The organism is Mongoliibacter ruber, assembly GCF_003003005.1.
GTDB classification, from domain to species: domain Bacteria; phylum Bacteroidota; class Bacteroidia; order Cytophagales; family Cyclobacteriaceae; genus Mongoliibacter; species Mongoliibacter ruber.
Genome location: NZ_PVTR01000010.1, coordinates 37,345 through 58,098 on the forward strand (window position 1 = coordinate 37,345; position 20,754 = coordinate 58,098).

At 39.4% G+C, this 20,754-nt stretch carries 16 protein-coding genes; 9 read left to right on the plus strand and 7 right to left on the minus strand.

Translation table 11 applies throughout. The annotated features are described in order from the left end of the window. Positions 1-51: 51 nt before the first annotated feature. The gene (locus tag CLW00_RS16060) at positions 52-708 is read left to right on the plus strand and encodes an AlbA family DNA-binding domain-containing protein (RefSeq protein ID WP_106134718.1); all 657 of its coding nucleotides are present in this window, start codon (positions 52-54) and stop codon (positions 706-708) included. Here CLW00_RS16060 and CLW00_RS16065 read toward each other — a convergent pair. Next, complete coding sequence (locus CLW00_RS16065; protein ID WP_106134719.1) at positions 671-1,588, minus strand: 1-aminocyclopropane-1-carboxylate deaminase/D-cysteine desulfhydrase; 918 nt, start codon at positions 1,586-1,588, stop codon at positions 671-673. The two genes, CLW00_RS16060 and CLW00_RS16065, sit on opposite strands and share 38 nt — an antisense overlap. 62 nt (positions 1,589-1,650) lie before the next feature. Here CLW00_RS16065 and CLW00_RS16070 point away from each other — a divergent pair, with 62 nt between their 5' ends. Beyond that, complete coding sequence (locus CLW00_RS16070) at positions 1,651-2,688, plus strand: RluA family pseudouridine synthase (RefSeq protein ID WP_106134720.1); 1,038 nt, start codon at positions 1,651-1,653, stop codon at positions 2,686-2,688. A gap of 972 nt (positions 2,689-3,660) precedes the next feature. Further along, positions 3,661-8,007: a hypothetical protein gene (locus tag CLW00_RS16075; protein WP_106134721.1), complete on the plus strand. Its 4,347-nt coding sequence runs from the start codon at positions 3,661-3,663 to the stop codon at positions 8,005-8,007. A 278-nt stretch (positions 8,008-8,285) separates the two neighbouring features. On the opposite strand, the gene CLW00_RS16080 is transcribed toward CLW00_RS16075, so the two are convergent. Together CLW00_RS16080 and dusB are read right to left on the minus strand one after the other, a co-directional pair. Beyond that, positions 8,286-9,185 (minus strand): DMT family transporter, encoded by a 900-nt coding sequence (locus CLW00_RS16080; RefSeq protein WP_106134722.1) that lies wholly within the window; start codon positions 9,183-9,185, stop codon positions 8,286-8,288. A 141-nt stretch (positions 9,186-9,326) separates the two neighbouring features. Further along, on the minus strand, positions 9,327-10,319 hold the full coding sequence (dusB, locus tag CLW00_RS16085) for a tRNA dihydrouridine synthase DusB (RefSeq protein ID WP_106134723.1): 993 nt from the start codon (positions 10,317-10,319) through the stop codon (positions 9,327-9,329). A 37-nt stretch (positions 10,320-10,356) separates the two neighbouring features. On the opposite strand from dusB, the gene CLW00_RS16090 reads away from it, so the two are divergent. From CLW00_RS16090 to CLW00_RS16110, 5 genes are all read left to right on the plus strand, one after another. Beyond that, complete coding sequence (locus CLW00_RS16090; protein WP_106134724.1) at positions 10,357-11,316, plus strand: CPBP family intramembrane glutamic endopeptidase; 960 nt, start codon at positions 10,357-10,359, stop codon at positions 11,314-11,316. After that, the gene (locus tag CLW00_RS16095) at positions 11,291-11,497 is read left to right on the plus strand and encodes a putative signal transducing protein (RefSeq protein WP_106134725.1); all 207 of its coding nucleotides are present in this window, start codon (positions 11,291-11,293) and stop codon (positions 11,495-11,497) included. The genes CLW00_RS16090 and CLW00_RS16095 overlap by 26 nt, the downstream gene beginning before the upstream one ends. After that, the gene (locus tag CLW00_RS16100; protein WP_245917321.1) at positions 11,481-12,338 is read left to right on the plus strand and encodes a phosphatidate cytidylyltransferase; all 858 of its coding nucleotides are present in this window, start codon (positions 11,481-11,483) and stop codon (positions 12,336-12,338) included. The genes CLW00_RS16095 and CLW00_RS16100 overlap by 17 nt, the downstream gene beginning before the upstream one ends. 73 nt (positions 12,339-12,411) lie before the next feature. Then, positions 12,412-13,689: a Glu/Leu/Phe/Val family dehydrogenase gene (locus CLW00_RS16105; protein ID WP_106134727.1), complete on the plus strand. Its 1,278-nt coding sequence runs from the start codon at positions 12,412-12,414 to the stop codon at positions 13,687-13,689. 78 nt (positions 13,690-13,767) lie between these two features. Next, positions 13,768-14,427, plus strand: coding sequence for a phosphatidylserine decarboxylase family protein (locus CLW00_RS16110; protein ID WP_106134728.1), 660 nt, complete (start codon positions 13,768-13,770; stop codon positions 14,425-14,427). A gap of 521 nt (positions 14,428-14,948) precedes the next feature. Here the strand turns inward: CLW00_RS16110 and CLW00_RS16115 are convergent. The 3 genes from CLW00_RS16115 to CLW00_RS16125 all read right to left on the minus strand — a co-directional run bounded on the left by CLW00_RS16115 (position 14,949) and on the right by CLW00_RS16125 (position 18,156). Continuing rightward, positions 14,949-15,416: a Clp protease ClpB gene (locus CLW00_RS16115; protein WP_106134729.1), complete on the minus strand. Its 468-nt coding sequence runs from the start codon at positions 15,414-15,416 to the stop codon at positions 14,949-14,951. A gap of 67 nt (positions 15,417-15,483) precedes the next feature. Further along, complete coding sequence (locus CLW00_RS16120; protein ID WP_106134730.1) at positions 15,484-15,855, minus strand: hypothetical protein; 372 nt, start codon at positions 15,853-15,855, stop codon at positions 15,484-15,486. A 120-nt stretch (positions 15,856-15,975) separates the two neighbouring features. Further along, complete coding sequence (locus tag CLW00_RS16125; protein ID WP_106134731.1) at positions 15,976-18,156, minus strand: S9 family peptidase; 2,181 nt, start codon at positions 18,154-18,156, stop codon at positions 15,976-15,978. A gap of 170 nt (positions 18,157-18,326) precedes the next feature. On the opposite strand from CLW00_RS16125, the gene CLW00_RS16130 reads away from it, so the two are divergent. Beyond that, positions 18,327-19,313 carry a D-alanine--D-alanine ligase gene (locus CLW00_RS16130; RefSeq protein WP_106134732.1) on the plus strand — a complete coding sequence of 329 codons (987 nt, stop codon included), beginning with the start codon at positions 18,327-18,329 and terminating at the stop codon, positions 19,311-19,313. 47 nt (positions 19,314-19,360) lie between these two features. On the opposite strand, the gene metK is transcribed toward CLW00_RS16130, so the two are convergent. Beyond that, positions 19,361-20,614, minus strand: a complete 1,254-nt coding sequence (metK, locus tag CLW00_RS16135) for a methionine adenosyltransferase (RefSeq protein WP_106134733.1) — start codon at positions 20,612-20,614, stop codon at positions 19,361-19,363. Positions 20,615-20,754: the final 140 nt, after the last annotated feature.

Here is a 20,754-nt window from a genome sequence, read left to right on the forward strand (position 1 = left end):
TAAAAACCCGAAAAGACAAGATCAAATTACTTCAAATTAATCCATCGAAACATGACCTTACAGGATATTCAAAAGATAGCGCAACAAGGAGAAGGTTTGAAGGTTGAATTCAAAAAAAAAGCGGCATTTCCTGAAAAAATTGCACGTGAAGTAATTGCTTTGGCTAATACTGAAGGCGGATACCTGATGATAGGCGTGGACGACGATGGCTCTGTGAGTGGGCAGAGGTTTATCGAGGAGGAGGTCTATGTGATGGAAAAGGCAATTGCAGAAATCATCAAACCTGAGCTAACATACAAAATCGATGTGGTCAAACTCAATCCAAAAAAAGGAGTTGCCGTTTTTTCATTTAATAAATCCCCAAACAGGCCGCACTTTTTACTGGAAGGAGAAAAAAGAAAAACATTTGTAAGGGTGGCTGACAGAAGCATCCAAGCCAGTAAGGAAGTTTGGGAAATTATAAGAAGGGGAAAAAACCCAAAAGACATTGTTTTCACTTATGGTGAAAAAGAGACCATCCTTATGCGCGAATTAGCTGAAGAGGGGAAAGTCACGGTAAAGCAATTCCAAAAGTTGGCCAAATTACCTCGGTATGTGGCTTCCAAAACTCTGGTAAGGCTAGTTTTGGCTAATGTAATCAAAATTGTACCTCAGGAAATCGAGGATTATTTTACTTTGAAGGAAGGTCCTCACCAAAACGCTGATTGAAACCAGCTACACCTTGAAGGCCTCCTGTGTGCATACAGAGGATTCTGCTGCCTCTTGGGAAGTAGTTTTTTTGTATCAAATCAAAAAGGCCATACATCATTTTACCGGTGTAAACCGGGTCTAAAGGAATTTGAAATTGACCATAAAACTCTTTTAAAAATTTGATCAATTCAGGCTTGAATTTCCCATATCCACCAAAATGATAAGAGTCCAAAATGGTGAACTCCCCCTTTGGAACAATACCTTCCCTAATGAGTAATTCCTTTATTTCTTGGTGGATAAAGTCCCCCTTCAAGGAAGAAAAACCGAGCAAATGCTGGCCTTTATTCATAGACTGGGCAAGTCCTGAAATGGTGCCACCCGTACCAATACTACAGGCAATGTGAGTAAAAATATCATCCGCTTTTTTCAGGATTTCAGCTGTTCCTTCAATGGCCAAGCTATTGGTGCCTCCTTCGGGAATCAGGTAGAAATCTCCAAAGTGCCTTCTAAGCTCATTGATGAATTCTGGCTTGTTTTTGTCTCTAAAAGAACTACGATCCACGAAATGTAGTATCATCCCATTTTGCTGAGCAAACCCAAGTGTTGGATTCAAAGGGAAAATCTCTTCTCCTCTAATGACACCTATAGCTTGAAAACCCTCCTCTTTGGCTGCAGCTGACAAAGCATGAATGTGATTGGAAAATGCCCCTCCAAAAGTCAAAAGCCTATTTTTGCCTTCATTTTTTGCCTGAAAGAGGTTGTATTTCAATTTGAAAAACTTATTCCCAGAAACCAAAGGGTGGATTTGATCAAGTCGACGTATAAAAAGTCTTAAGTCAAAGGCTGAAAGCAGTTCAGCATGGAGCTCTTGGGTGGCTATTTGTGTAGGAAGCAGCATTGATTCTATTGAAAACTAGGACAAATATCCGAAACTTCCCCAAATGCGCTTATTTTTGCAAGATGGTAGACTACAAAGATGAGGGAAATTTAGAAGATGAAGAAGTTGAATTATTCGAGCACTTTCATTTTAACATAGACAAAGGTCAGACACAAATACGGATAGACAAGTTTTTGACAGATAAAATAGCCAATGCTACCCGCAACAAATTGCAACAGGCCATAGACGCAGGCCATGTCTTGGTCAATGACAAGCAGGTCAAATCCAACTACAAAATCAAACCACTTGATAGCATCCGCATATATCTGGAAAGGCCGGTGATGCATACTGAGGTTGTTCCTGAAGACATCCCCTTGAATATTGTTTATGAGGATGAATCCTTGATGATTGTAAACAAACCTGCTGGAATGGTTGTACACCCTGCGCACGGGAACTGGACGGGCACCCTGGTAAATGCTTTGGTGTATTATTTCAACCAACTTCCTACAATGCCGGGCAATACTGGCAGGCCTGGTTTGGTCCATAGAATTGACAAGGATACTTCAGGTCTTTTGGTGATAGCCAAAACCGAAGATGCCATGACACACCTTGCACATCAGTTTTTTCACCACTCGATCGAAAGGACTTACATCGCTTTGGTATGGGGAGAGCCAAACGAAGATCAGGGCACCATCAATGCCCATGTAGGCAGAAGTGCCAAAGACAGGAGAATTGTGGACACCTTTCCCGATGGTGATCAGGGCAAACATGCCATCACCCATTGGAAGGTACTGCAACGTCTGAGGTATGTATCCCTCGTACAATGCAACCTTGAGACTGGACGCACCCATCAAATCCGGGCGCACATGAAGCACATCAACCATCCTCTTTTCAATGATGCGATGTATGGAGGAGATAAAATCCGAAAAGGGACTCAATTCTCAAAATATAAGTCTTTTGTCAAAAATTGCTTTGATATGCTACCGAGGCAGGCATTGCACGCCAAATCTTTGGGCTTCACACACCCGGTGACTGGCGAGAAAATATATTTCGAAAGTCCATTGCCTGAAGACTTTACCGCTGTGGTAAACAAATGGGAAAACTATGTGAATTATGAATAAGCAATAAGCTGAATCACTTTTTGGTGAGTTTTCCAGAATTCTAAGAAACAATTGAGGGATTTCGGGTTTTGGAAACTCGAAATCCATTACCAAGTTTTCAAAACAAGATGTTCCGCAATCGTTGTAGTATAACGATTTTTTAATTTTTTATGTTAATTTTAAAAATACTGTAAATTTTTAGCTAATTCTTTACAGGATTTTTAAAATATACAGACATGGCTTACATTTGTAATGTTGATACAGTAAAAAACTTCAACATCACATGTAAGAATGCAAAAGAGAGGTCAACTGACCGGAGGTGCAAATCCTTCTCTTACATCAGGTTATTTTGGGTTTATTGTTAATTGACTAAAGCTGTGAAATCTTGTTTCGCAGCTTTTTGCTTTTTATAGCTACCAAAGCCATTGAAAATTTCACAAAAATCTGTACAATTCAGAAGTTATATTATCAATTTGATATTCAAATACCCATTATATTAATTATAATATATTTTTTTCTCATTTTTTTTAAATAATTATTAACAAATCAACCACTTTGCTAATTTTGGGTCACTAAATAAGAGAGTAATTTCTTTTTTTCTCTTCTTTAGAGAATAAAACAGAATGCTGAAGATTAGAAATCACAGCAATTGACTTCTTAGAAAAGTGAGCGTATTGGTAAAAGATCCAACTCGCAAAATTTAAATTGTAGGATGATGAAACTGGCAGACATGCCCTCCTGTCTCGGGGGTGGAGAGCTCAATTTTTAATTGAGAAAGGATAAAGCGCGTCAAGAGCTCTGATGTGGCCTAACAACTCCGTGGAGGTTCGAATCCTTCTCCTACAGCAAAAGTATTTGGGTTATATATGACTGAGGCACGTTGGATTCTTAAAATAAATCTACAGCGTGCCTCTTTTTATTACCTTAAAATCAAAGCCTGAATTTCTATTTTTCCAATGCTTTTATATTACTTTTACTTTCATAGTTTTTTCTATGGAAAAGCCAAGTACCACATCCAAGCTAAAGAATTTTCTAAAAAAGCGATACCTACGTATTGCAGGATCAGTGCTGCTTATACTTGCCATTATTCAAGTTACCGTTTATTTCAGTTCTGATTTTTTACTTCGCAATTATCTCAAAGAAAAGGTCAGCGAAGCCTCTGAAAACAAATATGAAATCGATTTTGACCGCTTTTATATTTCCTTGCTCGAAAGGGGCGTTCACATCATCGGTTTGAAAATTAACCCCATAGAAGAGGTCTTTGATGAGCTTGACAGTACGGCCTTTTACCGGGCAGATATCCCCCAATTGTCTGTTACGGGTATGAATTATCTTTTCAGAAAACGGGAAATAGTCATTGGAAACTTGACACTGAATAGCCCTGAATTAGATTTTAGGTTAAAAATAGAGGGGATTTTGGAAGAAGAACTTGATGAATCACCCTTGGAAATCTTGCAAAAAGAAATAAAAAAGTCTTTCCTTGGCTCAAGGCTTCAGGAGATTAGAATCCGCAGCATGCAGATTCATGATGCTGATGTGCTGCTTAAAAATTTTATCGCCCAAAAATCCATCAAAGCTGAAAACTCCAACCTATATATCAGGGATATTCAGCTCCTTCAGGAAAGATTTCCGGAAACACCCTTCAACGCTGAAGGATTCGCTTTTGACATGGACAATTTTCAGGTTTTACTTGCAGATAGTGTGCACACTGTTTCTGCAGGTGAAATAGAAGTTTCTTCGCTAGAGCAGTATATCAAAGGTAAAGATCTCAAAATTGACCCTGATTTTACCAGGTTTTCCGAAACATACTTCGAAGTAGAATTAGACGATTTGTTGCTCTCAGATGCAGATATCAACAAGGTCTTTTATACCTCAGAAGTAGAAATAGGTAAACTCATGCTTCAAAAACCTAAGTTTGACCTATATACAAGAAGGACTGCTAGTAGAAATGGGGAGATGGGGAATTTCGAACTCTACGACCTGATAGAAGGTATATTAAAATCTATTTTTATTGATGAGTTCGATATTGAGCAAGGGAGATTTAGCCAAAGACGTGCTGACAACAGAGATTCCCACATGATAAAAGCCGAAAGAATTGATTTCAAGATGGAGGAATTCTATGTAGGCCCCGACAGTTCCAAAAAACAAAACCAATTTTTCTATGCGGATAATGCTTCTGTAGAACTTTTTGATGTGGAGTTGATTTTGGGTGACAGCATTCATCAGGTCAGTGGAGCTCATGTGTTGCTTTCTTCTTTTGAAGATAACATTCAGATAGACGGATTTCATCTTTATCCTTCTCATAAGTATGAACCGGAAAGAAACAAAACCCTGCTAGACATACAAGTCCCAAACTTGACCATATCAGAAGCTAACCTCAAGAAGATTTACAATCAAGGCATTATCGATATTCAGAATATGACTATTGAACAACCGGAAATCTTGCTCAGGGATGTACAAGGTAAGCAAGACCAGTCAGGGGAGTTCAATATCAATGATATCTATGGGGAGTTTTTGGAGGGAATCTACGTCAATAGATTTGAGATCAAGGAAGGGTCACTTATAGTAGACAACAGGGTCAGAATGAGACAAGACAGCCTTTCATTTGGAAAGGTCAATTTGATTTTGGAAAATTTTGCGCTTGACTCAAAGACAGAAGAGTCCGATTCCAAGAGCTTTTTCTGGGCAGACAACCTGGAGTTGGAATTACAAGAGTATGCCTTAAAACTTGCCGATAACCTCCATGTTTTCAAGGCAGATCGGGTTTTCCTGGATACTAAAAGATCCTTGATAAGCATTGACGGTTTTGCTCTTGAGCCATTTGACCGCTCCCAGATTCAGGCCACTTTGGATCGATATGGCAAGAAAACAACCTTAGATATATTCGTTCCCAAATTCTCAGCAACGGGAGTGGATATCAGAAAAGCTTATTTTGAAGGAATTCTAAATATCCGGGATATCAGGGTTCCGTCTCCAAAAATCAGCATAATCCAACATAGACCGGGTGAACGTGATGAAGATAGGGAAGGAGTAGATCAGCAAGAGATTTTGGAACTTTTGACCAATTATTTCTCGGAAATAAAAGTGGACCGCCTTTCCTTACAACAGGGATCCCTCAATTATGAAAATTATGTAAGAGACAGAATCCGGACATTTGCAGAAGAGAATATTTCCATAGCGGTGAAGAACTTTTACCTCAACAAAGATGCTTCACCTGATGAGCTAAGATCTTTGTTTTCTGAAGAAGTCGACCTCCAACTGAATAATTATGTCTTCAACATTGCAGACGGAAAGTATAATATCCTTGCTGACCGTATCAGATTCAATACAGCAAGGGAAGAGATTATAGCTTCTAATGTCAGCCTAAATCCCCGAAGGAATTTCACCGACAAAACCCGAGTCTCGGTAAATATTCCCGAAATGGCATTTAGAGGGGTGGATTTGGAAGGATTCCTTTTTGACAATGAATTGACCTTAGAGATGGCAAAATTTACCGGATCTGATGTGAATATCTTGATCAACAATGACCTTGACGAAGATGACAATAATCCTACAAGAAGGCCTAGGAGAGACCGTTCTCTTCCAAAAACCATAGAAGTTATCAGTATTGACACCATTCAGGCCGAAAAAGCACAATTCAAGTTGGCATTTCGGGAAAATGGCACACAGAGAGAGTTGGTCAATACAGGCATCAACCTTTCTTTTTACGATTTCCTGTTAGACTCAGCTATAATCAGCAAAGGTGATATCTCAGGCTTTTTTAGTGGTTTGAGCATGGAAATAGATGAATTTTGGTTGACATTGCCTGACAGTATACATCAAGTGACTTTCTCAAAAGTAGAGTTGGACACAAGATACGAGGGTGTTTTGTTGAACAATTTCAGAATAATCCCAAAAGACTTAAGCGGAAAACCAGGCATGCCTGTATTGTCAGGGCATATCCCTACAGCATTGATCAAAACAAATGCTTTGGCAGAATTGCAGGAAAGCGGTGAATTGGTGATTTCTGAATTGCGGTTATTTAAACCTGACATTGAGATTTTTACGGATCAGGTTTCAAGAGAAAAAGGTGAAGATGAAGAAAATGAAGGTGATACTGCCGCTTCATTGATACAAAAACTAATTGTAGGTGAATTTGAAATAATAGAAGGTGATGTATTTATTTTTCAAAAAGATGGCTCTAAAGATCCTCAAGGCATAAAAAACCTGAATTTTATACTTTCAGACTTTGATCTCGAGCTGGCAAAAATAGACGAATTAGGTCCAAAAGACCTACTTCGTAAGGAATTTAGCCTTAGTTTTCCTGACTTCGAATTTTTGTTGGCAGATAGCCTCAATAAAGTGAGTGTAGGTCTGGTAAGTCTTGAAAACGAGAAAATCACACTTAAGGAAATCATGTTTGAACCACGGCTTGGCAAATATGCATATACCAGAAAAGTGGGGTATCAGACAGATGTTGCTTCAATTAAAATCCCTGAAATCACCATATTCAAGGCTGATCTGGAGAAATTGTTGGAGGAAGAAATTTTTGTCGCTGATAAAGTACTGGTTTCTGATGCTGTTGCTAATATTTTCCGGGACAAAAGATTTGATAAGAAGGAAGACAAATACCGGCCAATGCCTCAAGCCCTGATGCAAAAAGCTGGATTTACCCTACGTTTGGACACCTTGGAGTTGAGCAATGGTAGGGTTGATTACACCGAATTTCCTGAAAATGGCATGATCCCGGGGATGATGTTCTTTGACAATATGAATATTTCTCTTTTGCCATTTCACCTCGAAAAAGAAGGAAATGAATACACTATACAGGAAGCATTTTTGATTGGGAATACGAGATTATATGGAGAAGCAGACCTTTCAATGCAGGCCAGACTAAGGTTTAAACACCCATACCCAATGGAAATCGCCGCTAAAATGGGGGAATTTGATGTGAGGATCATCAATCCTATTTTGGAAAATAATGCTTTTCTCAGGGCATTGGAAGGCCAGGTAAACAGCGCCGAATGGACATTTAAAGCCACAGATCACGACGCGGTGGGATTGATGACGCTTCTGTACCAGGACCTGAAATTGGAATTATTGGATGAAAGGACCTTAGAAAGAGGTCGAGGACGGAAGGGGATTTTAACCTTTGTACTCAATGTCTTTGCAGTAAAAAGTAACAACCCAAGAAAACTCTTTAGAAATACTGTCAAGTCTAAAATCTATGAAGAAAGGGATGATTCACGCTTTATTTTCAATTATTGGTGGACAACCACACTCTCTGGTCTGAAAGGAAGCTTGGGTCTGGGTCAGCCAACCATTCCTAAAAGAAGGCCTAAAGATGAGGAAGAGGATTAGGCTTTGTTGATTAATTGTTTAACTGGTTAATTATTTAATTGACTAATCGATGAACTGATGGTTCAGTGGTTAAAAGTTAATTTGTTAAAGGTTAAAAGTTGGGCTTATCCTGAGTTGGGATGTTATCGTGCTAGGAGAATTGATGAAATGAGGAATTGTGTAACTGACGAAATGAAGAACTAATAACTTGGTGGTTAAAAAGTTAATTTGTTAAAAGTTAAAGGTTGGTTAGCTAAATTGCAGGTCGTAAATCGTCATTCGTAAATCGTAAATCCAACTTACCTTCTATTACCAACCCAAACGCCAAATATCACTGCCGCAATACCTATGTAGTGCCCAAGCAGCAACACCTCTCCATCCCATACTCCCCAAAGTATCGCAACAATCGGAATAAGGTAAGTCACTGAACTTGCAAAAACAGGCGTGGCGACTTTTACCATCACGTTGAATAAAATCAAGGCCAAAGCTGTACCTAAAACCCCCAAAATAGTCAGGTAACCAGCCGCTACCATTGCTCCATCTACGTGGAGAAGTTTGAAAGAAAATTGGGTAAATGCAAACAGATAGATCAAAGCCACTGGCAAAACCATCGTTAGGGAAATAGCAGTAATGGCTACTGGTTTGAGTTCAACAAATCTGAATTTTATGATATTGAGGTTAAGTCCATAACAGGCGCATGCCAGAAGAACAAAAAAGGCATATGCATTGATATCAGTAAAAGTGCCAAATCCAGAACCTTCCTTGACTATCAAAAGCAACACGACCCCAATAAAAGCTATAAACAAGCCAAGTGAATTTCTTCTAGTAATCTTAGAATTAAAAAACAAGGCTCCAATAATTACCACGAATAAAGGAGTCATGGCATTAAATACTCCTGTAAGTGATGAACTTAATTGTGTCTGAGCCTTAGCAAAAAGAAAGGCAGGAATAAAACTACCGACAAGACCAACGACGATCAAATTTTTAACCTGTCGACGATTTAAAGTCTTCAAACGAGGTAATGATAAAGGCAAAAGGAAAACACCAGCCGCAACGATCCGAAATGCACCAACCTCACCAGGTGAAAACACCTCTAGCCCTCTTTTGATCAAGATAAATGAACTCCCCCAAATCAAAGCCAAAACAAAAAGGAAAGCCCAAGCTTTCAAGGCACTTTCGGACTGCAAATCTCTTGACATAGAGGATATTGAATAAGGGAAATAAAATTTTGCTAAATAAGCAAGCAGGCATAGGATTCAGTCCCCATACCTGCCTGCTAGTATATGATGTTGCAAATAAAATTCTTTTCGCTGCTTATTTCACATGAAATTCTTTAAAAATCAAGAAAATTGATAATCGGCAAAAACTTCCTGTACCTCGCTCAATATTGCCGATACTTCTTCATAGGTATCTGCGGTCACCATCCGGGTACGGAAAGGCTTGAAATTTGGCATACCACGGAAATAATTGGTGTAGTGCCTTCTCATTTCAAGAATTCCCTGCTTTTCTCCCTTCCACTGAACCGAAAAATCCAAATGCTTTTTAGTAACAGCTATCCTTTCTGCCAATTCAGGAGCAGGTAGGTGTTCTCCAGTTTTGAAATAATGCTTGATTTCATTAAAAATCCATGGATAGCCTATAGAAGCTCTACCTATCATCATGCCATCGACATTATATTTATTTCTATATTCCAAAGCTTTTTCCGGACTGTCGATGTCACCATTGCCAAACACAGGAATATGTAGCCTTGGATTCTCTTTGACCTTATTGAGGTAAGACCAATCTGCTTCACCTTTGTACATTTGTTGTCTGGTCCTGGCGTGAATGCTGATGGCTTGTATACCTACATCCTGTAACCTTTCCGCCACTTCCACTATGCGTATCGTGTCTTGAGACCAGCCTAGTCTTGTTTTCACAGTCACAGGTATTTTGACTGCATTGACAATTTCGGCCGTCATGGATACCATCTTGTCTATATCCAACAGGATCCCCGCTCCAGCACCTTTACATGCAACCTTATTGACAGGGCAGCCATAGTTTATGTCCAAGATATCCGGTCCAGCCGCTTCCGCAATGGCCGCCGCTTCTCGCATAGACTCTATATCATTCCCGAAAATCTGTATGCCTATAGGCCTTTCATATTCGAAAATATCAAGTTTTTGTACACTCTTGGCAGCATCACGAATCAAGCCCTCTGAGCTTATAAACTCCGTGTACATCAAGTCGGCGCCATTTTCCTTACATACGGCCCTGAAGGGTGGATCACTCACATCCTCCATAGGAGCCAATAAAAGTGGAAATTCGCCTAATTCTAAGTTTCCTATTTTAACCACTACTGAATTGTAATTTTGGTGTAAATTTACCCCAATTATGCAGAATTATAAAACCCAAGCCCAAATTGCCACCCCAAGATATTGGCTTTTGTCTTTTTTCATCATGTTTTTGATCACTCTCGGAGTCATGGTGCTGTTGCAAGGACTGGCTGTACTTCTGATTCCTCCATTATATGGAATCTCTCTAGATGAATTAACTGCCTTACTTACCAACCCTCAAAACTACGACAAAGGAAGACAAGCTTTCCTATTGGTGCAGGGACTTGGAACTGGACTAGGCTTTGTTATAGCTGCCATACTGATAGCCAAGCTGGTAGATAAAGCCAAGTTTGGAATGCAACAGCAGATCCTTCGCTATAAGTTCAGCGGATTCTTAATTATGATTGTCGTGATGTTCGGTGCTATGTTGTTCAACAGCCTTCTAATAGACTGGAATATGAGCATTAAGCTTCCTGAATTCCTTTCGGGAGCCGAGCAATGGATGCGAGCAAAAGAGGATGAACTTATGGAAATGACCCGCTATCTTACAGATTTCCAAAGTACAGGTGAGTTTTTAGCTGGTATTCTTGTCATCGGCATCTTGGCAGGTCTGGGAGAGGAAATCTTCTTTAGAGGTGTGCTTCAACCAAAAATCCAGATTTACACTGGTAATGTGCATGTGGCGGTTTGGTTAACAGCTTTTATTTTCTCAGCCATACACATGCAATTTTATGGTTTTTTCCCTAGGTTAATCCTGGGAGCGGTATTTGGATACCTTTACATATTTTCAGGTAGTTTGGTATATCCGGTAATAGCCCATATTTTAAACAATGCATTCACTGTTTTACTGATTTATTTGAACAAATTGGGTAAAATAAATTTTGATTTAGAAGAAACCGGACAAATATCTTTTATTTACGCTACAGGAGGTCTCGTATTGATGATAATTGCATTCAAAATATTTAAGGACCACCACAACAAAAACCAACAAGATGAGGAATTGGCAAAAAGTATATGAAGACGGTTCACCAGTGAGAGCGGAAATCGTCAAAGGAGTCTTGGAGGAGAATGATATTCAAGCTGTAATTTTAAATAAAAAAGAGTCAGTCTATCAAATTCACGGGCACTATGAAGTGTTAGTCCCTACATCAGAAGCATTGATAGCCATAAACATTGTTAAGAATGAGATCACCTTTTAGAATGCGTGACCGCTTCAATATCAACAATTACAGTAACTTAGGCCAAAGAGTAATCACTGCCCTGATAGGTGCTACCATCATTATAGCAGGGTCTATTTACAGTCCTTGGATATATTTCGTGATATTTGGATTGATTTTAGGATTTTCTCAGATGGAGTTCTATAAACTTTCCGGCTTGGATGGAATGCTTCCGCTAAAGAGTTTTGGAACATTCCTGGGGCTGGTGATTTTCAGTCTCTCCTTTTTTATTGAAATAGGCCATTTGGCTGACAAATATTACTTTCTGATTTTCCCCTTGGCATCTTTGGTGTTTTTCATCAAATTGTATAGAAAATCTGACAAAAAGCCCTTTACAGGTGTCGCTTACACATTTCTGGGGATTTTCTATGTAGCTGTTCCATTTGCCATGTTGAATGTAGCGGCATTTTCAGTAGATGAGAATTTTCACTATGAAATTATCATTGGTTCATTATTTATTCTTTGGGCATCTGACACTGGCGCGTACTTTGCGGGAACAAAGTTTGGAAAGACGAAACTGTTTGAACGTGTGTCTCCAAAAAAATCCTGGGAAGGTTTTTTGGGTGGAGCGGCTTCCGCTTATTTAATTGGCTATGTATTGTCTAGGTATTTCAATTCTATTCAAGAATGGCAATGGCTTTGTATAGCCACAATAATTATCATAGCAGGTACATACGGAGACCTGATTGAATCGTTATTTAAAAGAAGTATTGCTATAAAGGACTCTGGAAAAATACTTCCTGGGCACGGTGGATTCATGGACCGTTTTGACGGATTGTTATTATCAGCCCCATTTATTGCCACCTTTTTGAAAATCTTTTAAAATAACCTTATCAAAATTAAAAATCTAATTAATATTGTATCATAATTGAACAACTCAACTAAATAAACCCAATATGGCTTACATTGAACCGGCTCCGATCAAGGATAAAGAAAATCCGCTGGAGTCAATGATGGAAAGATTTAACCTTGCAGCCGAAAAACTTGGACTCTCAGACGAGGTCTATAATGTGCTGAAAAATCCCGCCAAACAAGTAATAGTATCCATCCCTGTCACCATGGATAGCGGCAAAATTCAGGTATTCGAAGGGATACGGGTAATCCACTCCAACATTTTAGGTCCTGCAAAAGGGGGAATCCGATTTGCGCCTGACGTGCACTTGGATGAAGTAAAAGCCCTAGCTGCATGGATGACCTGGAAATGTGCGGTAGTAGATATTCCTTATGGCGGTGGCAAAGGCGGTGTTCGCTGCAACCCAAGAGAAATGTCAGCCGGTGAGATCGAAAGATTGATGAGAGGCTACACCAAAGCCATGCTGGATGTCTTTGGCCCTGACAAGGATATTCCTGCTCCTGACATGGGTACAGGACCTAGAGAAATGGCTTGGCTAATGGATGAGTACTCTAGAGCCAAAGGGACTACTATCAATGCGGTAGTCACTGGAAAACCCTTGGTATTGGGAGGATCTTTGGGCAGGACAGAAGCTACAGGAAGAGGCGTAATGGTAACTGCTTTGGCAGCCATGCAAAAACTGAAAATCAACCCATTCCAAGCTACTTGTGCAGTTCAGGGATTTGGTAACGTAGGCTCTTGGGCTTCCCAACTTTTAGAAGAAAGAGGACTGAAAATCGTAGCAATATCAGATATCTCAGGTGCTTATCACAATGAAAACGGCATCAATATCCAAGAAGCAATCGCTTATAGAGATAGCAACAAAGGCACTTTGGAGGGTTTTAAAGGTGGAGACAAACTCGCTGATCCAATGGATCTTTTAGAACTTGATGTTGATGTATTGGTACCAGCAGCTGTGGAAGATGTGATTACAGTAAAAAATGTAGATAGGATCAAAGCCAAGTTGATCGTAGAAGGTGCCAATGGCCCTACATCAGCGAAAGCCGATGCAATTATCAATGAAAAAGGTATTATGGCTGTTCCTGATATCTTAGCCAATGCAGGTGGTGTAACCGTTTCTTATTTTGAATGGGTACAAAACAGGCTTGGTTACAAATGGACAGCTGAAAGGGTAAACAGAAGATCCGACAGAATCCTCAAAGATGCTTTTGACCATGTTTATGAAGCTTCTCAGAAGTACAACGTACCTATGAGAATCGCTGCATATATCGTAGCTATAGACAAGGTTGCCAAAACCTATACCTTTAGGGGAGGTTTCTAAGCTTCAGATATTTATTCTTTATTATATTTGGGGTGTGGAAGTGAAAAACTTTCACACCCCTTTTAAATTTTGAAACAAATGACTATTCACAGAGAAGGAAGAAAACTACTATTTTGGCTTTTGCTGATATTCACGGGGCTGAACTATGCCTTATACCATTACTTCCCAGGAAAAGACACCATGCTTAACCTGGTACTTTTGGCAAGTATTATATTTTACTTGATAATTCTGCAATTTTTCAGAAATCCCATCATCAAGCTTCCCAATCAAGACGGATTGGTCTTTGCCCCGGCTGATGGCAAAGTAGTGGTCATTGAAGAAACAGAAGAAACGGAATACCTGAATGAAAAGAGAAAGCAGATATCAATCTTTATGTCGCCTATCAACGTTCACGTCAACAGATCACCAGTAGCTGGAATAGTGGAATATTTCAAATACCACCCCGGCAAATACTTGGTAGCCTGGCATCCAAAATCCAGCTTTGAAAATGAAAGAACCACAATGGTGATCAAGCAAAAAGACGGTACCAAGATCCTTGTCAGGCAGATTGCCGGTGCTTTGGCTAGAAGGATCAAATGGTATGTCAATGAAGGTACACCATTGGCTCAAGGTGGAGAATTTGGCTTTATCAAGTTCGGTTCAAGAGTAGATGTATTCTTACCCTTAGATGCAGAAGTTTTGGTCAATATTGACGAAAAAACAAAAGGTGGCAGGACTCCTATTGCCAAGCTGAGGTAATCGTCTCAATATTTAAAGACTAAAAATGCCTGCAATTACTAATTGCAGGCATTTATTTTTTTCAATGTAGATCACCCACCGAAACAGCACTATAAAAAGAAGGTAGTTCTTTCGTAGATTCTTCATCGAGACTCCGACACAGAGACTCGCACAATAAATCTGAAATTTTGATATTAGTATCTACTCTTTAGGATACACTGTTTGTGTCCTGAAGCGTCAAAAACTAATAATTCACCACAAAAGGAAGCAAAAGTCACTAAAGTTCTTTGTTAGTGGTCTTTCACCTGAAATAGTAATCCATTCCCAAATTTGCTAAAACGGACCTCCGTCTTTTGTTTTCTTTTGTCACTTTTTTCATTTGTAAAAAAACTCTTTGAGTGCGACTGGAAAACCATAATCTGAAACAAACAATTATTTAAAACATCAATAATCTGAATGTTAAATGAAAGTAGGGCTTAACGTTAAGGAAGTCAGAACAATAAAACTTTAAATCAACAGACTCTTTGGAATTGTTCAGAGGGTTATTTTTTTTCTTTTTTCAAATAAAGATAACCTAACAAAGCTGTGCTCAGGAAAAAAATAAATGTAGTCCATTCGTAAGTCCTTTTATTTGAAGCCTTTGATTTGATGGTTTCGTCTTTTTCCTGTAATGCTCTTTTCAGCACTCCTATCTCTCTTTCTTGTTTTTGGGAAATAAATTTATAGTCGTTTTTCTCGTAGGTGATTTCTGTTTTCTCAATATCACTGAGCAATTTCAGCTCTTCCATAATTACGTTATCCCTCAAAATGATACGCTCCATCCATTCATTGGTTTCTATCATATCTTTCTTGGTACGGTTACCAAAAATCCCGCTTTTCTTACTTTCCGAAGCTTTCCATTCCCTATGCATGCGATCCCTTTCTTCCAATAGCTTTTCAAGCTTTGCCTGACCAAAACCCATTAGAGGGACGAACAAAATAATGATAAAGAACAGCTTTTTGAAATGCATAACAATAGTATTTGATTCTATACCAAGGTTACCCAAATAATATGCCGAAGCTGTCTAAGTCACACCATTAGCGAAGTTTTCGGGATTTCTTTCTCTTGAAAGCCCCCTTTCGCCGCTTGTTGTTGGTGTAAAAATTGTACAAAAAATTAACCGCAAAAACTGTGATCGTAAGTGAGATAAACATGTCAGGCAACATCAACTTGACTCCCAGGAGAATCAATAACGCTGCAATCATCCCACTTTTGAAAGTAGAGTGGCTCTCTGGATAAACACTACCTATCAGATATAGGCTTAAGCCTTCCAAAATCACCATCAAAATAATCAGGTAGGTCATCATGTCTTTGACCGTAGTATCATTCGACCATACTACCCATGCAAGTCCTGCAACTACAATGATCAGACTGGCTGATTGGATGGAAGTATTGATTCTTTCTCTCATATTCTGGTTTTTAGGGTTGTATCGGCAAATAAGATAGATAATTTGTCCTGAACAACAAAAAACAGTCAGTCATTATGCAAAAAGAAAATCCTCCGGTTTGATCTTCCGGAGGATTTATGATTACAATTTTCTTTTGATAAAATCTGTCATCAGTGAATACAGATGCCAGGTGGTATTACCCCCGTAGATCCCATGATTCCGATTGGGGTAAAACATGGTTTCAAATTGCTTGTCTGCTTTGATTAGGGCATCTGCTAAGTCTACAGCATTTTGAAAATGCACATTATCATCACCTGTACCATGAATCAGCATCAAGTCACCTTTCAACTTATTGACATGAGTGATGGGGCTATTGTCATCGTAGCCGGCAGCATTGAGCTGAGGGGTCTGCAAGTAACGCTCTGTGTAAATGGTATCATAATACCTCCAAGTAGTCACAGGTGCTACAGCAATTGCAGTTTTGAATACATCACTGCCTACCATTAGCCCAAGAGAAGACATATATCCTCCATAAGACCAACCCCATATACCGATGCGGGATGCGTCCACATACGGAAGACTTGCCAAGTATTTCGCCCCAGCTATCTGATCTTCAACTTCATACTTACCTAAGTTTGCATAGGTGACATGTTTGAATTCTCTACCCCTAGCACCGGTACCTCTATTGTCTACTGATACGATCAAATAACCTTCCTGAGCCAAGTGTTGATGCCAAAAATCACGGCTTCCTCCCCAAGAGTTAGTGACAGTTTGAGAACCAGGACCGCCATACACATACATCAATACAGGGTATTGTTTGCTTTCGTCAAAATCGGACGGCTTTAGCACATAGCCGTTTAACATGGTTCCATCTACTGTTTCGAACTCAAAAAACTCTTTGTTTCCAAGCGCGTATTTTGCCACATTATCCCTAAGTCTTTGATTGTCTTCAAGTACTTTGATTTCCTTGCCTGAGGCTTCATGCAAAGTCACCTTTAAAGGGGTGTTGGCATTCGAAAAATCAGCAATGAAATATTTATTATCCTTGCTCATATTGATACGATAAGTACCTTTTTCTGAGCCAAGAAGTTTTTTGTTTTTGCCATCCATACCGATTACAAAGAAATTTCTTTCCAAAGGAGACTGTTCGGTGGAGATATAGTAAATCTTTTTACCTTTTTCATCTATGGCTACCAGATTACTTACTTCCCAATTTCCTTTGGTGATCTGCCTGATCATTTTGCCATCATTGTCATGGTGGTAGATGTGTTTGAAGCCGTCTTGTTCAGAAGTTCGGATAAAACCCCTATTGTCCTCCAAAAACCTAAGGTCATCATTGTAATTCAGGTCAACGTAAGTATCGGCTTTTTCCTGTAGGATAAGCTTGCTACTTCCGCTACTTGCATTGGCATAAAACAAATCCAGTTGGTTTTGCAATCTATTCATGCGTAAGAAAGCGAGGTTGTCAGAACTTCCAGCCCAATAAATTCTTGGCAAATAGATATCCTCCTCTTCTCCTGTATATACTTTTGCAGTAAGGGTGTTTTTGAGGTCATGAATGTGTATGGACACGAGTGCATTTTTTTCACCCGCTTTGGGATATTTGAATTTGTAATCTTCTGGGTAAAGCTTGCCCCAAGTCTGCATGTTGAATTCAGGTACTTCGGTTTCATCAAATTTGATAAAGGCAATCTTGCTGCCATCAGGAGACCATTCAAAAGCCTTGGACATAGAAAACTCTTCTTCATATACCCAATCCGCTGCACCGTTGATGATTTTATTCCATTCACCATCATTGGTAATGCGTGTTACTTGGTTGTCAGAAAGATTGACATAGTAAAGGTCATTATCTTTCACAAAAGCTACCTTGTCATTGTCCGGAGAAAGGGTTGCATACATGATTTTTTCTCCATCCATTAGTTTTTGAGCATTTCCACTCTCCAAATCCACTACATGAAAAACACCTTTACTAGATCTTCTATAGATACTTTCAACATCTGAAGCAATCAGGGCTTTGGTTTCATCAGGATTGAAAGCATAGCTTGAGAAATTAATCCCCAAAGCCCCACCATCAATCAAAATGGCTTCTTCTTCACCTGTGGCAACATTGACTTTGAGCACTTTAGGGCCGGTTACATCTCTTCTGAGTGAACTGTAATATTTCCCGTCCCGCATCCAATTGATCCCATAGACAGATTTTTGCGAAAAAACATCCGACTTGAAGACATCCTCCAAAGTCACATGCTTTTGTATTTGGGAAAAAGCTTCTCCCGTTGAAAACAACAACATTAGAATGATTGCCGCTAACTTCGACTGATACATATTATTTGAGTTTAAATCCAAGTGGCTAAGATAAAGAAATTGAGTAAAAGGAAAACTTAGTCTCTGACAAGCGGAACCAATTATAGCTTTATTTTTTCTTAAAAAAATTAACTGAAACATTCCATGTCAAAAGGAAAATCAACTAATTTTCGAACTCTTAACCCAATGTCATGAAGAAACGAATAGCCCTAATTACCGGAGGATTTACAGGTGAGCATGTAGTATCGCTCAAAAGTGCTGCAGTAGTAGAAAGAACAATTGATAGAGACAGCTATGATGTTTTCAAAATCCTGATTTATCCTAATGATTGGTACCACGAAACTTCTTCCGGCGAAAAAATACTGGTAAACCTCAATGACTTTTCTCTAACCATTGAAGGTGAAAAAATTACTTTTGATGGCATTTTCAATATCCTTCATGGTTCTCCCGGTGAAGATGGAAAGCTCGCGGGCTATTTTGACATGTTGGGATTGCCATATACCACTTGCGATGCTTTGACTTCTGCCATTACCATGAACAAGGCTTATACCAAAGCAATTGTAAAAGATATTGAAGAATTGTACGTGGCGCGTTCTCTTCAGCTATTTAAAAATTCGGAAGAAAACCGGGAAAAAATACTGAAAGAACTTCGCCTGCCATTATTCATCAAACCCAATAGCGGAGGCAGCAGCATAGGCATGAGCAAAGTGAAAGAACCGAATGAACTGAAAGATGCCTTGGATAGGGCATTTGCAGAAGACAGTCAGGTTTTAGTAGAGGAATTTGTATCAGGCAGGGAATTTTCCATCGGGGTTTATCATGCTAAAGGGAAAACTACTGTTTTACCTGCCACAGAAATTGTCAGCAGTAAGGAGTTTTTTGATTTCGAAGCAAAATACTCTGCGGGGGTAACCGAAGAAATCACACCGGGAAGGATGAGCGAGGAAGAAGTGGAAAGGGTAAAGCGAATCATTGAAAAAGTATACCTCAGGCTGAACTGTAAAGGAGCCGTAAGAATAGATTATTTCTTGGAACATGAAACAGGCAAGTTCTATTTTATAGAAATCAATACCGTACCAGGTCAGACCGAAACCAGCTTGATTTCCCAACAAGTCAGGGCAATCGGAATGGAAGTTCGGGATTTCTATACAGAATTGATAGAGGAGATGTTTTTGTGATTTGGAGAATAAACAAAAAAAAGCGGCCTCAGCCGCTTTTTTAATTCTTAAAGGCCAAAAGCCTTTTGGATTTTTTCTACATAATCTAGCTTCTCCCATGTGAAGAGCTCTACGTCGAAAGTCAGGGATTTGCCATCAGGTGTGGTGAAAGTTTTGGTTACTACCTCATTTTCTCTACCCATATGACCATAAGCAGCAGTTTCTTCATAGATTGGATTTCTAAGCTTTAGACGCTGTTCAATGGCATAAGGCCTCATATCAAACAAATCTTCTACTTTTTTGGCGATTTCTCCATCAGTCATTTTGACTTTGGCTGTACCGTAGGTATTAACATAAATACCCATAGGCTTGGCCACGCCAATAGCATAGGATACTTGAACCAAAATCTCATCTGCAACACCAGCCGCTACCATATTTTTTGCAATGTGGCGTGTAGCATAGGCTGCAGAACGATCTACTTTTGAAGGATCTTTTCCAGAGAATGCGCCTCCACCGTGAGCACCTTTACCACCGTAAGTATCTACGATGATTTTTCTACCTGTCAAGCCAGTATCTCCATGTGGACCACCGATTACAAATTTGCCGGTAGGGTTAATATGATAGGTGATTTCTTCTGTAAACAGTTGTTGGATTTCAGGTTTCAGCTGAGATTTGATCCTAGGGATCAAAATGTTGATCATATCTTCTTTGATCTTAGCCAACATGGTAGATTCCTCATCAAAATCATCATGCTGTGTCGAAATCACTATGGCATCAATTCGCTGAGGGACATTTTCGTCAGAATATTCAATGGTCACCTGAGCTTTGGAGTCAGGTCGCAGGTAAGAAATCTCATTGCTTTCTCTCCTCATTTGAGCCAATTCTTTCAAAATCCTATGCGAAAGATCCAAGGCCAAAGGCATGTAGTTTTCTGTCTCTTTGGTGGCATACCCAAACATCATACCTTGATCTCCTGCACCCTGCTCCTCAGGATGACTCCTATCTACTCCTTGATTGATATCGGGTGATTGTTCATGAATAGCGGACAAAACACCACAGGAGTTTCCATCAAACATGTACTCACCTTTGGTGTAACCGATCTTGTTGATCACATTACGGGCAATCTGCTGTACATCTAAGTAGGTATCTGAATTCACTTCACCGGCCAGAATCACCTGCCCGGTAGTTACTAATGTCTCACAAGCTACTTTGGATCTTGGGTCAAAAGCCAAAAAATTATCAATCAAAGCGTCAGAAATCTGATCTGCAATTTTATCAGGGTGGCCTTCAGATACTGATTCTGAAGTAAATAAATATGGCATATATTAAATATTTAACTCGTTTTTATCAGGGCGTAAAATTAAGATTTCACATTGAAATAAAAAATCAATGTTCCAAACATGGTAAATCACTATCAAACACTTTTGCTTGAAAAAATCATGACTGTTCGCAGGGTTCAGAA